This window comes from Microbacterium sp. NPDC055357 (assembly GCF_053644835.1).
The window spans coordinates 330,274-345,090 of the sequence record NZ_JBSHLZ010000003.1 but is presented as its reverse complement, the minus strand read 5'-3'; the positions used below and the strand labels follow the sequence as shown (position 1 = coordinate 345,090).

Sequence of the window (14,817 nt, the reverse complement as noted above, 5' to 3'; positions counted from 1 at the left end):
TGCACCCGCCTCGCCCTCGACGCCGACATCGACCACACCACCCCCTGGGCACACGGCGGACCCACCAACATCCGCCAACTCCGCCCCCTCTGCCCACCCGACCACACGCATCGACATCACACCAAGCTCGCCTACCGCACCCGCGACAACGGCACCGTCGAAGTCACCACACCCACCGGATTCACCTCCACCGAACCCCCACCCTTCTAACGACGACAAACGGCGACACCAGCGAGCGGCCCAGCGAGATCACGGGCCAGACAGCGACACCAGCGAGAGACCCAGCGAGATCACGGGCCAGACAGCGACACCAGCGAGAGACCCAGCGAGATCACGGGCCAAACAGCGACACCAGCGAGCGGCCCAGCGGGATCACGGGGGAGACAGCGACGCCCGAAGAGCCCCTTCGAGATCGACGTGTGCGAACCCGAAGCCCGCGCGAAGCAAACGCTCCGGCGTCACCCACCGGCTCTTGAGCACGAGTTCGGGCTCGGTTCGCAGCACCCACATCGCCGGCTCGAGCATCCACCGCGGGATCGGCATGCCGAACGGCACCCCCACGACACGGCGCAGGGTCGCCATCAGCTCACGGTTGTCCGACGCGGTCGGACTGGCGAGATTGACCACGCCGTCGATGTCGTCATGGTCACGCAAGAACCGGACCGCGCCGACGACATCGTCGATGTGGATCCAGCTGAAGCGCTGCCGTCCGCGCGTGTCATGGTGCGGAGCACGCCCGTCACCGCTCGGCGTAGGACCGATGCCCCGGTAGCGACGATGCTGCGGCCACCACCCATCGAGGTGCGGGCCACCGAGTCCCACGCGCGCAAGAGTCGCCAGCATCCGCGTCGCGGGCCCGTCTCCCAGCACGATCGCCATGCGCAGCGCCACGCGCCTTGTCTGGGGAAGATCGCCCGCGAAGAACTCCCGTTCCCAGTCCCGCGCGACGTCGACCGAGAAGCCCGAGCCCAGAGCACCGTCGGCCTCTGCGTTCGGCCGATCCATCGTGTGGCGGTAGATCGTCGCCGTCGAGGCGTTGAACCACACACGCGGCGGCCGGACGGCAGCCGCGACGGCCTCACGAAGCGCGCGCGTCGTGGCGATGCGCGACCGGTAGACCTCATCGCGGTTCGCGTCGACGTACCGGCAGTCGACCGACTTGCCGGCGAGGTTGATCAGGACATCGGCGCCGTCGACGAGACGTGCGATCGCGGCGTCGTCCCCCCACGTGACGGCGGCCGTCCTCCCCATCGTGTCGACACGGTACCCGTCGGCCGCGAATGCTTCCGCGACGCGCTCACCGACGAATCCCGTCGCACCCGCAATGACGACACGAGGCTGCATCCTGATCGCCTCCACATAACTGAACGTGTTCAGATTACGCTAACCTGAGGCCGTGGCGACACCATCGATCTACCAGCAGGCGCTCGGATCGCGGTTCTCCCAGCTCGATCCGGGTCTGCACGCGTACTTCGGTGCGATCCCGACGGGCACGGCAGGTGTCGGTAGCGGCATATATCCCGTCGCCGGATCGCGCATCGCGTGGCTGCGCCCCGTCTTCGCGATGATGGCGTGGCGCGGCATCCTCTTCCCCGATTTCGGCCGCGATGTGCCCTTCACGGTCGTGAACATCGCTGAGCCCGATGGCTCGCTGAGCGCGACGCGCACCTTCGACTTTCCCCGCCGCACCCGCCGCATGTGCGACCGCATGACCGCCGACGGCGAGCGACTCCGCGACCGACTGGGTCGCCGCGGCGGACTCGAAGTCACCCTCGGCATCCGCGTCGTCGACGGCGAACTCCACCTGTCGTCCGAACGGCTCGCGCTCCACCTCCGGCGTCTGCGCATCCCGCTCCCCCACTGGGCCCGCGTCGGCGTCCGGGAGCGCTGGGCCGGCGGCATCCAGCATGTCGATGTGAGAATTCGGATGCCGCTCCTCGGCGACGTCTTCCGCTACGCCGGGTTCTTCACCTTCGCGCACGTGCCCCTGACCGATCCCGAGAGGATGCCTCGATGACCGCACCCACACAGAAGAGCGAGCGCACGCGCGCGCTGCTCAGCGAGATCGCGCTGCGCTCTTTCCGCGAGCGTGGGTACGACGCCACGACGATCCGGCTCATCGCGAACGAGGCCGGCGTCTCGGTCGGCACGACCAACTACCACTTCTCCAACAAGAACGGCCTCGTGCAGGAGCTCTACCTCGAGGTGCAACGCGAGCACGAAGCGGCGGCTCGCCCCCTCTTGGCCGATGAGGACGACCTCGTCGCGCGCCTCGCCATCGTCTACCGCACGGGGCTCGCGGTACTCGAGCCGTATCACGCGTCTGCGCCGGAGTTCCTCTCGGCCGCCGTGTCGCCGAAGGCGTCGATCAACCCCCTGTCCGAGGAGTCCCGGCCATCGCGCGAAGTCGTCGTGGGGCTGTTCCGCGACGCGCTCGTCGGCGCACGTCGCAGACTCCCCACCGATCTCGAAGAGCGCCTGCCCGAAGCGCTCCTGCTCGCGCACCTGCTGCTGACCCTGTTCTGGGTCTACGACTCCACACCGACCCGGCAGCGCACCGAGCGTCTGCTCGAACACGGGCTTCGCCTGCTGCGCCTCTCGCTCCCGCTGCTGCGCGTGCGCGCGCTTCGGGCACCGCTGCGCGGCATGCTCGAGGTCATCGCCGACGTTCGGGCGTGACTACTTCTTCTTCTTCTTGAGCGACTTCTCGGAGACCGACGCCGCCCCCGAAGCCTTCAGCGCGGCGTAATAGTCGCGGGCCTCGTCCTGACGCTCGCGCTCGGCACCCGACGCGATCGGGGCCCGCACGTGCTCGGGCTCGAGCCCGTACGCCTCGACGAGATCCTGCGCGTGCGGACGCAACCGCGCCGCCAGCCGGTCGATGTACCGAGAGACGGATGCTGCGCGCTGAGCCGACAGCCGACCGTTGATCAGATACCACGCGAGGTGCTTCTCGATCAGGTGCATCCCGAACAGGTCGCGCAGCCACGTGAGCACCTGTTGCGTCGACGTGTCGGTCAGCTCGTTGATGCCATCGGTGAAGGCCTCCCACTGCAGCAGCTCACCGTGCGCGCGCGCCGCCTCGATGAGCGCGGCCTGGTTCTGGTTGAACAGGTCGGCCGCTTCGGGGGCCGGGAGCTTCGACGCCGGACGCAGACGCCCCGCGACATCGGCGACCATCTGCTGAACGCGACCCGCGAGCAGCTCGTGCTGCTGATCGGCGCGCAGTCCCAATTCGACGGACCGCGCCGTCGAACCGAAGTCGGCGACGGCCTGCCCGAACTGACGCAGGCCCGCCCCGTGGAAGACCTTGCCCGCCGTCTGCCCGACGGCGAAACGGGCGAGAGCCGCGGCATCCTTGTTCTTGAACTGCTTGGCGTAATCGGACAGCAGACGCTTGCCGACGAGCTGCAGCAGCACGTTGTTGTCACCCTCGAACGTCGCATAGACGTCGAGATCCTGGTGCAGGTTCACCATGCGGTTCTCGGCGAGGTAGCCGGCGCCGCCGCAGGCTTCGCGCGCCTCCTGCACGGTCGAGAGGGCGTTCCACGTCGACAGCGGCTTGAGAGCGGCGGCGAGCGTTTCGAGATCTTCGCGCTCGTCCGGGGTGTCGTTGCGGCCCGAGAAGACGCTGTCGAACTTTCGCAGCAGCTCATCGTGCGCGAAGAACTGCGCGTAGTTCTGGGCGAGCAGCGGCAGCAGGCGGCGCTGGTGCTTGCCGTAGTCGAGCAGCACGACCTCGTCGGTGCCGCTGCCCGAGTCGAACTGGCGGCGCTGGTTTCCGTAGGTGATCGCGATCGTGAGCGCGAGCGCCGTCGCGGTGGTCGCCGCGCCGTCGAGCGAGACGCGTCCTTGCACGAGGGCGCCGAGCATCGTGAAGAAGCGGCGGCCGGGGCTCGCGATGTCGCTCGAGTAGCTGCCGTCGGCCGCCACGTCGCCGTAGCGGTTGAGCAGGTTCTCGCGCGGGATGCGCACGTGATCGAAGTGCAGGCGGCCGTTGTCGATGCCGTTGAGGCCGCCCTTGACGCCGTCGTCTTCTCCGCCGATGCCCGGCAGGAAGCCGCCCTCGTCATCGCGCAGCGGCACGAAGAAGCAGTGCACGCCGTAGTTGACGCCGCCCGTGATGAGCTGCGCGAAGACCGTCGCGGCCTTGCCGTGCAGGGCGGCGTTGCCGAGGTAGTCCTTCCAGGCGCCGCGGAACGGCGTGTGGATGACGAACTCCTCGGCCTCGGGGTCGTACGTCGCCGTCGTGCCGATCGCGGCGACGTCGGAACCGTGCCCCGTCTCGGTCATCGCGAACGCGCCCGGGATCTCGAGGTTCATGGCGCCTTCGAGCCACAGGTCGTGGTGCTTCTTCGTGCCGAGCTGGTGGATCGCCGACCCGAACAGCCCCCACTGCACGCCCGCCTTGATCTGCAGGCTCGGGTCGGCGAGCACGAGCTCTTCGAAGCCCGAGATGTTCGCGCCGTTGTCGGCGTTGCCGCCGTACTCCTCGGGATATGCCCGACCGGATGCACCGTTGTCGACCAGCAGGTGCAGCTGGGTGAGCACGCGCTCGCGGTGTTCGGCCATGGGCATGCCGGGGATCTGCCAGAACACGGGGTCCTTGATCATGGCGCGGGCGGTGCGGCGGGTGTCGGCCCAGGTGCCCAGCAGCAGATCGGTGACCGCCGACGTGTCGATGCGCGGTTCGGACGCCTCGGCCGCCGTGTGCGCGGCGGTCGGCGCGCCGCCGGCAGGCGTGCGCTTGCTCGTGGCGGGCTTCGTGGACCGGACGACGGCATCAGCCATGGAGTATCACCTCTCGTGCAGCAGCAAAATCTCCCTCAACCGTAGAACTTCCACAAGTGAGAGCCAACCCCATTGGTGGGATGCCACAACTCGAGGTTCGGACGCCGTCCAGGCCGGTTGTGCGGTCCCGACAGCACGACCCACCCGGCGAGAGCAACCCCCTGCCGTGCTGCCCCGGTCGCGCGCATCGTTGCAGCATCGCTCGAGGAGGGAGCATCCGATGAATCGCGACACCGAGAAGCCGTCGCAAGCCGAAGGCGAAGACCCCGACCGCCCCGACCAGGGTCGAGCCGAGCCGACCGGCCGCCCGTCGCAGGCCGAGGGTGAGGACCCCGACCGTCCCGACCGTCAGACCCCCCGCGATTGACCGCGAGACTGCAACCGGCGGCCGAGACTGCGGGTGAAACCCACGTTCTCGGCGTGCCGTTGCAGTCTCGCGGTCATGGTGGGACCCGGGCGCGCGCCGCGGCCGCCGGCGCGCGCGGAGGGCGACGCGCGCGGCAAGCGCGACGCGTGCAGCGAGCGCGACGCGGCCGGCGTCAGGCGCCGGCGACGACGGCGAGCACGGCCTCGCCGTAGGCCTCGCGCTTCTTCGCGCCGATGCCGGTGATGCCGTCGAGGTCGGCGAGCGCAGCGGGACGACGCTCGGCGAGCGCGCGCAGGGTCGCGTCGCCGAACACGATGTAGGCCGGAACCCCGAGCTCCTTCGATACGCCCGCACGCCAGGCACGCAGCGCCTCGAACAGGTCGCGGTCGCCTTCGGCGACGTCGACGGGCGCCGAGCTCTTGCGCAGCCGCGCGGGTGCGGCGCCGCGACCGAGCACATCGCGACGCAGCGGCACGGGCGCCTCGCCGCGCAGCACGCCCGACGCGGGCTCACCGAGCGCGAGCGTGCCGTACTCGCCGCGAGCCACGAGGATGCCGCGTGCGAGCAGCTGGCGGACGACGCTGCGCCAGTCCTGGTCTGACAGGTCGGCGCCCAGGCCGTAGGTCGACAGGGCGTCGTGCCCCTGCTGGCGGATGCGATCGGTCGATGCGCCGCGCAGGATGTCGATCAGATGCCCGGCGCCGTAGGCCTGACCGCGCTCGCGCTGCAGCCGCACGATCGTCGACAGCAGCTTCTGGGCGGGGATGAGTCCGTCCCACGTGTCGGGCGCTTCGAGGCACGTGTCGCAGTTGCCGCACGGAGCGGAGTCTTCACCGAAGTATCCGAGAAGGTTCTGCCGGCGGCATCCGACCGTCTCGCACAGCGCGAGCATCGCGTCGAGGTGCTGGCCGAGCCGCATCTTGAACGCACGATCGCCGGGGCTCTGATCGATGAGGCGCCGCTGCTGCACGACATCGCCGAGCCCGTAGGCCATCCAGACGATGGATGCCGCTCCGTCACGGCCCGCGCGGCCCGTCTCCTGGTAGTACCCCTCGACCGACTTCGGCAGGTCGATGTGCGCGACGAACCGGACGTCGGGCTTGTCGATCCCCATGCCGAACGCGATCGTCGCGACCATGACGACGCCGTCGTCGCGCAGGAAGCGGGACTGGTTCGCCGCGCGCACCTCGGCCGGCAGCCCCGCGTGGTAGGGCAGCGCGTCGATGCCCTGCGTCTGCAGGAACTCAGCCATCTGCTCGACCGACTTGCGGCTCAGGGCATAGACGATGCCCGCCGGCTGCGACTCGTCGGCGCCCGCGCCGAGAGACCGGATGAAGGCGACCAGCTGACGCCGCGGGTCGACCTTGGCCTCGATCCGGTACTGGATGTTGGGGCGGTCGAAGCTCGCGACGAAGTGCTGTGCCTCGGGCAGGTGCAGTCGCTGCGTCAGCTCGCGGTGCGTCTCGCGGGTGGCCGTCGCCGTCAGCGCCATGCGCGGCACACCGGGGAATCGCTCGTGGAGGTCGCCCAGCGCGAGGTAATCGGGCCGGAAGTCGTGCCCCCACTGCGACACGCAGTGCGCCTCGTCGATCGCGATCACGCTCAGTCGCCCGCGCTGCAGCAGCTTCGTCGTGGCCGGCCCCGACAGGCGCTCGGGCGCGACGTAGAGCAGGTCGAGCTCGCCCGCGAGATACGCCCGCTCGACCGCCGCACGCTCGGCCGGCGCCTGCGTCGAATTGAGATAGGCCGCGCGCACGCCGTTGGCCACGAGCGCGTCGACCTGGTCGTGCATGAGCGCGATGAGGGGACTCACGACGAGCCCCGTGCCCGGCCGCACCAGCGCGGGCACCTGGTAGGTGATGCTCTTGCCGGCGCCCGTGGGCATCAGCACGACGGCGTCGCCCCCGCCGACGACGTGCTCGACGATCCCGCCCTGGTCGCCGCGGAACGCGTCGTAGCCGAAGACCTCCTTGAGGACGACCCCGGGATCGCTTCCCGTGAAATCCCGCCGCGACGTGCCGGCGAAGGGGTCGGCGAAGGGCACGTCGAGCCCGTACGGTGGTTCGTCGCCGTCGGGCGGCGGGGCGAACTCGTCGGGATCCCACGCGAGGTCGGCGTAGGGATCGGTGGCCGTGTCCGCTGTCGCGAACGACGCGGCGGGCTCGGCTTCGCGGGACATCCTTCCAGCGTAGCCATGGCCGCCGACGCCCGGCCCCGCCTGTGGAAGAGGACTCAGCACCACTTCGCCGCGATGGCCGCGACGACGGTGGCGTTGCGGGTCGTGCTGACGCCCAGCAGCTTCGCGGCGCGCAGCGCCGGCACGTCGGCGTCTTCGTAGCCCGGCACGAGCAGCGCGTGCACGGCACGCCCACGCACGTAGACGCTCCCCGCCTCCGTCGACGTCGCCTCGATGTCGGCCGCCACCGCCGGCTGCGGCGCAGACCTCATCAGCGAGACGTAGTGGCGGATCGCGCGCGGGTGGGCGGCGGCCAGCTCGGCGGCATCCGTCGCGATGCCGGCGAACTCGGTCGGCCGGAACGCGATCGTGGGCACCTCGAATCCGCGATCGGCCAGGAAGGCCCGCTCGAGGGTCTGCTCGATGCGCGCGAGCGAGCGCATCGAGGTCGTGAACCGCACGTTTCCGGTGTTGATGTGGGTCTCGGCGTCGTCGAAACCGGCATCCGTGACGACCCGGCTGATGTCGGCTTTGGAGAACTTGCGCGTGGGGCCGAGATTGATGGCCCTCAGGAACCCGAAGTATGCGGCCATGCCGTTACGGTATTGCGCGCGACGCGCTCGCGGCACCCCCCTTTCGCACAGGGGGTCGCTACAGCCGCACCGCCTCGGTGACCCGCACGACGGCGGCGCCCGCTTCGACGGATGCTGCCAGGTCGACCTCGGCGCGGATCCTCCAGTCGTGGTTCCCGGCGGGATCGTCGATCGTCTGCTCGACGAGCCAGCGACCCTCGGCGGAGGTCTCGTCGATCGCGCACAGCCGCGGCGAGCGCGCGGGACCGCCCGTGAGGATCTCGTCGTGCTCCTCGTAGTACGCATCGAGCACGGCGGGCCAGTCGACGTCGGGATCGAGTTCGACGAGGGCGTCGTCGCGCTGCAGCGCGGCCAGCTGCACACGCCGGAAGAGTTCGTTACGCACGAGCACCGTGAACGCCCGGCGGTTGGTCAGGATCGACGGGGGCGCGGGCGGAAGAACGGGCGCCTCGCCCGCCGCGACCGGATCGACGAGCGCGGCCCACTCGTCGACGAGCGACGAGTCGACCTGGCGCACGAGCTCGCCGAGCCACTCGACGAGGTCGTCGAGATCGTCGGTGCGCGCCTCGGCCGGCACCGTCTGCCGCACGGCCCGGTACGCATCCGACAGGTAGCGCAGCACGAGGCCTTCGCTGCGCGTCAGGTCGTAGAGCGAGACGAACTCGCCGAACGACAGCGCCTGCTCGTACATGTCGCGCACGACCGACTTCGGGGACAGCTCGAAATCGAGGACCCACGGCTGCGACGAGGCGAACGTCTCGAACGCCTGCGTGAGCAGGTCGGCGAGCGGCTTGGGATAGGTGATCTGCTCGACCAGCGCCATCCGCTCGTCGTACTCGATGCCGTCGCGCTTCATCGCGCCGATCGCCTCGCCGCGGGCGCGGTGCTCCTGCTGCGACAGGATCGCGCGCGGATCGTCGAGGGTCGACTCGATGACGCTCAGCACGTCGAGCGCGTAGTGGCCCGTGCCCACGCCGGATGGGCTCGACGAGGTTCGGAGATCCGCGCGTGCCTCGGAGGATCCGTCCGCGTCGCTGCGAACTTCGCGCGACTCTCCGAGGTTGACGGCGGATGCTGCACCCGCACCGCCCGCCGGACGGTGGTCGTCATCGGGCGACAGCAGCCCGATCGCGGCGAGCGCGAACGGCGACAGCGGCTGGTTGAGCGCGAAGTTGGGCTGCAGATCGACCGTGAGGGCGATACCGGAAGGCCCCGCCTGCACGACGCCCGCCGTCACGAGCGTGCGGAAGATCGCGAGCGCGCGGCGCGCGAGGGCGTACTGGCGCGCGCGGGGCTCGTGGTTGTCGAAGACGAGCGAGCGCACGTTGCCGAACACGTCGCCTCCGCGCGCGATGACGTTGATGAGCATCGCAGCCGTCAGCTGCAGGTGCGGCACGAGGGGCTCGGGCGAGGCCGCGACGAGCCGGTCGAACGAGCCCTCACCCCAGTTGACGGTGCCCATCGGCGCCTTCTTGCGCACGATCTTCTTGCGCTTGGCGGCGTCGTCGCCGGCCTTGCGCAGCGCCGCGGCGTTCTCGATCTCCCACTCCGGCGCCATGACGATGACGTTGCCGTGCGTGTCGAAGCCCGCCCGGCCCGCGCGCCCGGCGATCTGGTGGAACTCCCGGGCCGAGAGCTGCCGCATCCGCTGTCCGTCGAACTTCGTCAGCGCCGTCACGATGACGGTGCGGATCGGCACGTTGATGCCCACACCGAGGGTGTCCGTGCCGCAGATGACCTTGAGCAGTCCCTGCTGCGCGAGAGTCTCGACGAGCCGGCGATAACGGGGCAGCATGCCCGCGTGATGCACGCCGATCCCCGCCCGCACGAGGCGCGAGAGCGTCTTGCCGAAGCCCGTGTTGAACCGGAACGCACCGAGCGCCTCAGCGATCGCGTCGCGCTGCTCGCGCGAAGCGATCTTGGTGTTGACCAGGGCCTGCGCGCGTTCGAGCGCCGCCGCCTGCGAGAAGTGCACGATGTAGACGGGCGTTTCGCGTTCGTCGAGCAGGTTCTGCACGACCTCGGGCACGGGTTCGCGCGAATACGAGAAGTGCAGCGGCACGGGACGCTCGACGCCCGTCACGAGCGCCGTCGGGCGGCCGGTGCGACGGGTGAGGTCGTCGGCGATCGGCGTGACGTCGCCGAGCGTGGCCGACATCAGCAGGAACTGCGCGCGCTCGAGGATCAGCAGCGGCACCTGCCACGCCGATCCTCGCTCGGGGTCGCCGTAGTAATGGAACTCGTCCATCACGACCTGGTCGATCTCGGCATCGCGCCCTCGACGCAGCGCGATGTTGGCGAGGATCTCGGCCGTGCAGCACACGATCGGCGCGTCGGGGTTCACCGACGAGTCGCCGGTCACCATGCCCACGTTCGTCGCGCCGAAGATCTCGACGAGGGCGAAGAACTTCTCGCTCACGAGGGCCTTGATGGGTGCCGTGTAGTACGTGCGACCGCCACGGGCGAGGGATGCCGCGTGGGCGGCCACCGCGACGAGCGACTTGCCCGTTCCGGTGGGCGTCGACAGCACGACGTTGGCGCCCGAGACGAGCTCCATGACGGCTTCGTCCTGCGCCGGATAGAGCGTCAGCCCGCGGTCGGTCGCCCATTCGACGAACATGTCGTACACGGCATCCGGATCTGTGCCGACCGGCGGGGGAAGAAGGCTCACCCGTCGAGTCTGCCCGACGCGCCGCGGACGGTGGGCCCGCCTCGTGCCGCGTTCGGGTGCTGAGGCTCGCCAAACACCCCACGGCCGCCTACGTTGGAATCACGCGCTCCCCGACGAGAGGACCGGCATGACCGACCAGCCCGACCTGACCCACGAGCCGACCGTGACGCGCGACGACGCGCAGAGCAGATACGAAGTGCACGTCGGCGACGTGCTCGCCGGCTTCACCGAGTTCCGCACGGATTCACGCGGGCGCGTCGTGTTCCCGCACACCGAGGTCGACCCCGCCTTCCGCGGAAAGGGCCTGGCCGGCGTGCTGATCGGCGAGGCGATGACCGACAGCGCCGCGCGCGGCGACACCGTCGTGCCGGTGTGCCCGGCCGTGGCCAAGTACGTCCGCGCGAACGAGATCGGCGGGCTCACCGTCGCGTGGCCCGACGGACCCTGACGACGTGACGCGCCACGACGAGGCGGGACTGCTGCGCGACGAGCCGCCGCAGCTCGCCGCGGCAGCGGACTGCGACGGTCCGCGCGCCGTCCGGATCGATTCGCGGGAGGTGCCGCTCGGCGGGGTGCGGGCGATGAGCGTGCGTCGGCTGCTGCCGCACCGAGACCTGCCCATGGTGGGGGCGTGGTGCTTCCTCGACCGGTTCGGTCAGGAGAGCGTGAAGATGCGGCTCGAGCCGCACCCGCACATCGGACTGCAGACGGTCACCTGGCCGCTCATCGGTGAAGTGCGCCACCGCGACTCGGTCGGCAGCGACATCGAGATCGGTCGCGGCGAACTGAACATCATGACCAGCGGCGCGGGGATCTCGCACTCCGAGTACTCGGTCGGCGACGGTCCCGTCCCGCTCGACGCGTTGCAGCTGTGGGTCGCGCTGCCCGAGAGCAGGCGCCACGGGCCGCCCGGATTCGAGCGCCACGTCGACCTCCCGAGCGTCGAGCTCGCGCCCCTGACGGCCGGCACACCCGGGGGTGCGGCATCCGTCGTCGTCGGAGCCTTCGCGGGCGCGACATCGCCCGCCACGATGCACACGCCGATCGTCGGCGCCGAGATCGATCTGCCCGCCGGAGCGCATGTGCGACTGCCGCTGGATGCCGCATGGGAGCACGCGATCGTCGGCGTCGACGGCGACGTCACGGTGCACACCGAGGCCGAGACGACCCGCGTGGTGGCCGACGAGCTGCTCTATCTCGGCGTCCACCGGGAGGAGATCGACGTCTCGACGGATGCCGGCGCGCGGATCTTCCTGCTCGGCGGCGAGCCGTTCGAAGACGAGATCATCATGTGGTGGAACTTCGTCGGGCGAGCTCACGAGGAGATCGTCGAGGCGCGTGAGGACTGGGAGTCAGGCTCCGACCGCTTCGGCCATGTCGTCGGGCACGGCGACGAACGCATCCCCGCGCCGCCCATGCCGGCTGTGCGCCTCACCCGCCGTCGTCGGCGGATGTGACCCGGACTACGATCGAACCGTGGCCCGAACCTCGCTGTTGTCGACGCGTGTGCTGCTCGTCTGCGCCGCGATCGGCGTCGCGACGGGCTTGCTCGGCGGCATCGCCGGGTGGGTGACCGTCCCCCTGCTCGCGGCCCTGCCACAGGTGTACGGGCTCGTGCTCGGCGTGCATGTCCTTCCCGGCATCATCGCGCAGGAATCGTTGCGGCTCCCCTGGGTCGCCCTCACGACGCACCTGCTCGCGGCGCTCGTCTCGTGCGCCATCGCGCCGCCGTATGCGATGCAGTTCCTCGGCACGGCGATCCTCTTCGGCGGCATCCAAGAGCTCGTCGCCGCCCTCGTGCGCTACCGCTCGTGGGCCCCGTGGCGGTTCTTCGTCTCGGCCGTCTTCATCGGCATCGTCGTCGCCGCGGCCGTCTTCTTCGCCGCGAACATCGGCACGATGGCGCTGTGGGCGCAGATCCTCTACCTCACCGTGTCGGTGCTCGGCCCCGTCGTCTGGACGGCCGTCGGCCTCGCCATCGGCGCGGGCCTGCGCCGCGCGGGCGTCGGCCACCGCGGCGAGCGAGCACGCTGACGCCGCTGCCAGGCGCCGGTCGACTACGCGAAGCGGTTCTGCACCGTGACGCCGACTTATCGTGACGTCGCCGCGCGCCGGGCGTCCAGCCACTCGGCGAAGACCGCGTCGTAGCGCGCCACGCTTATCGCGTCGGGCTCCACGTCGTGGAACGTCACCCCAAGCCGTTCGCGCGCGTCGTCGAGATCACCCGCCAGCCCCACGCCCACAAGGGCAAGCCCCGCAGCACCGAGCAGCGTGACGTCGGGATCGCTCGCGACCCGCACGGTGCGGCCGAGCGCAGCGGCCCGCAGATGGGCGACGTGCATCGAGCGCGCCGAGCCTCCCGCGAAGATCAACGGCATCTCGCGCCCGGGGTCGAGCAGATCGACGCCTTCCCTTACGACGAACGTCGCCCCCTCCTGCGTCGCGCGCAGCAGCTCGGGCGCTCCGTGGTCGGGCGTGCGACCGAGCACGGCGCCACGCGTGTCCGCCCGCCAACGGGGGAAGCGCTCGCCCGACATCGTGGGGATGACGCGAAGCCCGCGGCTACCGGGCTCGACCGCCGCAAGTGCTGCGTCGGAGACCGCGCCCACAAGCAGCCGCCAGTTCGCGACGGCACCTCCGGTCATCCCCGTCGCGCCGCCGGCCGTCCAGCGGCCGGGCACGAGTGCCGGGTTCGCAACTGCACCCGCGGGGATACCCTCGACGTCGCTCACGAGCCGGCCGACTACGTCCGTTGTGCCGGCGACGTCGGCGATCGCACCCTGGGTGGCGCCGAGTAGGAATCCGATCCCGACCGACCCATCGGGACCGCCCGCGACGACCGGCAAACCCGCCGGCAGTCGGCAGCGCGCGGCCGCGTCGGGCAGCAGCGTCGCCGCGACCTCCTGGGACGCCGCCTGCGGGGGGAACCAATTCGCGGGCACGTCGAACAAGTCGAGCGCCCGCGCCTGCCACTCGAGCCGACGCACGTCGCTAGCCAGGGTGTAGGCGGCGTTGATCGTGTCGGTCACGAGCCGACCCGTGAGACGGGCGACGAGGAAATCCTTCGGGCTGAGAAGCGACGACACGCGCGAGGCGAGGCCACTCGCTCTCAGATCCAGCGCGACTGCAAGGGCGCCGCCCATCACCGTGGGACGACCGGCGGCGGCGAGCAGGTCCTCCAGCTCGTTCTTTGCCACTCCGCCGAGCAGCGTGACACCGCGCGTGTCCGCCCAGCCCCCGCCGGGGGCAACCGGTGCGAGCAAGTCGTCAACGGGCACCGTGCCGATGTGGGCCGAGATGGCCAGCGCGGCGACAGTGTGAGCGCCGCCGACCGCGTCGAGCTCGGCGAGCGCCTGCTCCACCTCGGCTAGCAGCGCGAGGGCGTCGAAGACCTCGCCTCCGACGCTTGAGGCGCGCGCGACGCGAACGGAGCGGACAACGCCGGCATCAGCGTCGACAAGAGCGGCGCGCACAGCCGATGTGCCCACGTCGACGGCGACGACGGCGGAGTTCGCGCTCACTCGGCATCGATCCGCAGAAGCAGAGGAAACTCCGGCAGCGTCCAGCCCCGTGTGTACTCGACGGGTCTGCCGGCGGCCGAGTAGGTCGTACGCAGGCCGAAGAGCACGGCACCGCCGGTGGCGGCTCCGAGCAGCTCTGCTTCGGCCTCGTCCAGCATCGAGGCCGTCATCGACTGCTCTGCCCAGCGCAGCTCGACGCCGTAGCGTTCGGACAGAGTGCGGTAGAGCGACCCCTCGAGGAGTGGTGCGCGCACGAGCCCGGGCGCCACCGGATAGGGGATCCACGCATCTTGGAGGGCCGCCGGCTTGCCTTCGACACTGCGCACGCGTGTCAGTCGATTCACGAGGTCGCCCGGCGCGAGCTCGAGCGCGGCCGCCACGTCGTCGGGCGCCTCGGCGAGCTCGGCGCGGATGACGTCGCTGGTGATATGCAGAGACGATTCGGCGAGCTCGTCCGAGAAGGAGCGCAGCCGATTGAGTCGGCGACCGCGACGCGAGCGCTCGCGCACGAACGTACCGCTGCCCTGCTTGCGGATGACGAGCTCGTCAGCGCCGAGCAGGTCGAGGGCCTGCCTCACCGTCATACGGCTGACGCCATACTGCTTCGCGAGCTCATGCTCACTCGGGAGCTGTGCAGCGGGTTCGAGCACGCCCGAGCGGATCTGGCCGACGATGTCGTCGTAGATCACTCGGTACAT

At 70.4% G+C, this 14,817-nt stretch carries 14 protein-coding genes; 7 read left to right on the top strand and 7 right to left on the bottom strand.

Annotated features, from left to right (window positions below):
• Positions 1 to 210: HNH endonuclease signature motif containing protein (locus tag ACWICD_RS06955; RefSeq protein WP_454139747.1), on the top strand; the 210-nt coding region annotated here is incomplete at its 5' end.
• A gap of 162 nt (positions 211 to 372) precedes the next feature.
• Here the strand turns inward: ACWICD_RS06955 and ACWICD_RS06950 are convergent.
• Positions 373 to 1,344, bottom strand: coding sequence for an epimerase (locus ACWICD_RS06950; protein ID WP_454139746.1), 972 nt, complete (start codon positions 1,342 to 1,344; stop codon positions 373 to 375).
• 52 nt (positions 1,345 to 1,396) lie between these two features.
• Here ACWICD_RS06950 and ACWICD_RS06945 point away from each other — a divergent pair, with 52 nt between their 5' ends.
• On the top strand, positions 1,397 to 2,017 hold the full coding sequence (locus ACWICD_RS06945; RefSeq protein ID WP_454139745.1) for a DUF4166 domain-containing protein: 621 nt from the start codon (positions 1,397 to 1,399) through the stop codon (positions 2,015 to 2,017).
• Positions 2,014 to 2,679 (top strand): TetR/AcrR family transcriptional regulator, encoded by a 666-nt coding sequence (locus ACWICD_RS06940; protein ID WP_376131473.1) that lies wholly within the window; start codon positions 2,014 to 2,016, stop codon positions 2,677 to 2,679. The genes ACWICD_RS06945 and ACWICD_RS06940 overlap by 4 nt, the downstream gene beginning before the upstream one ends.
• Here the strand turns inward: ACWICD_RS06940 and ACWICD_RS06935 are convergent, their stop codons facing one another.
• Positions 2,680 to 4,791 (bottom strand): acyl-CoA dehydrogenase family protein, encoded by a 2,112-nt coding sequence (locus tag ACWICD_RS06935; RefSeq protein ID WP_376131470.1) that lies wholly within the window; start codon positions 4,789 to 4,791, stop codon positions 2,680 to 2,682. It abuts the gene before it with no gap.
• A 220-nt stretch (positions 4,792 to 5,011) separates the two neighbouring features.
• Here ACWICD_RS06935 and ACWICD_RS06930 point away from each other — a divergent pair, with 220 nt between their 5' ends.
• The gene (locus ACWICD_RS06930; RefSeq protein WP_376131467.1) at positions 5,012 to 5,158 is read left to right on the top strand and encodes a hypothetical protein; all 147 of its coding nucleotides are present in this window, start codon (positions 5,012 to 5,014) and stop codon (positions 5,156 to 5,158) included.
• Between the two features lie 172 nt (positions 5,159 to 5,330).
• Here the strand turns inward: ACWICD_RS06930 and recQ are convergent, their stop codons facing one another.
• From recQ to ACWICD_RS06915, 3 genes are read right to left on the bottom strand one after another with little or no spacing between them, the layout of a single operon-like run.
• Positions 5,331 to 7,337 carry a DNA helicase RecQ gene (gene recQ, locus ACWICD_RS06925; protein WP_454139744.1) on the bottom strand — a complete coding sequence of 669 codons (2,007 nt, stop codon included), beginning with the start codon at positions 7,335 to 7,337 and terminating at the stop codon, positions 5,331 to 5,333.
• A 53-nt stretch (positions 7,338 to 7,390) separates the two neighbouring features.
• Positions 7,391 to 7,927: a DUF1697 domain-containing protein gene (locus ACWICD_RS06920; protein ID WP_376129967.1), complete on the bottom strand. Its 537-nt coding sequence runs from the start codon at positions 7,925 to 7,927 to the stop codon at positions 7,391 to 7,393.
• A 58-nt stretch (positions 7,928 to 7,985) separates the two neighbouring features.
• Entirely contained in the window at positions 7,986 to 10,547 is a 2,562-nt protein-coding gene (locus ACWICD_RS06915; protein ID WP_454139758.1) for a DEAD/DEAH box helicase, read from the bottom strand.
• Between the two features lie 178 nt (positions 10,548 to 10,725).
• Between ACWICD_RS06915 and ACWICD_RS06910 the strand changes: the two genes are divergently transcribed.
• From ACWICD_RS06910 to ACWICD_RS06900, 3 genes are read left to right on the top strand one after another with little or no spacing between them, the layout of a single operon-like run.
• Positions 10,726 to 11,046: a GNAT family N-acetyltransferase gene (locus ACWICD_RS06910; RefSeq protein WP_454139743.1), complete on the top strand. Its 321-nt coding sequence runs from the start codon at positions 10,726 to 10,728 to the stop codon at positions 11,044 to 11,046.
• Positions 11,047 to 11,050: 4 nt separating this feature from the next.
• Positions 11,051 to 12,055, top strand: coding sequence for a pirin family protein (locus ACWICD_RS06905; protein WP_454139742.1), 1,005 nt, complete (start codon positions 11,051 to 11,053; stop codon positions 12,053 to 12,055).
• 19 nt (positions 12,056 to 12,074) lie between these two features.
• Positions 12,075 to 12,632, top strand: coding sequence for an ECF transporter S component (locus ACWICD_RS06900; protein WP_376129976.1), 558 nt, complete (start codon positions 12,075 to 12,077; stop codon positions 12,630 to 12,632).
• 56 nt (positions 12,633 to 12,688) lie between these two features.
• Here ACWICD_RS06900 and ACWICD_RS06895 read toward each other — a convergent pair whose 3' ends face one another.
• On the bottom strand, positions 12,689 to 14,119 hold the full coding sequence (locus ACWICD_RS06895) for a xylulokinase (RefSeq protein WP_376129980.1): 1,431 nt from the start codon (positions 14,117 to 14,119) through the stop codon (positions 12,689 to 12,691).
• Complete coding sequence (locus tag ACWICD_RS06890; RefSeq protein WP_376129983.1) at positions 14,116 to 14,817, bottom strand: GntR family transcriptional regulator; 702 nt, start codon at positions 14,815 to 14,817, stop codon at positions 14,116 to 14,118. Before ACWICD_RS06890 ends, ACWICD_RS06895 begins: the two co-directional genes overlap by 4 nt.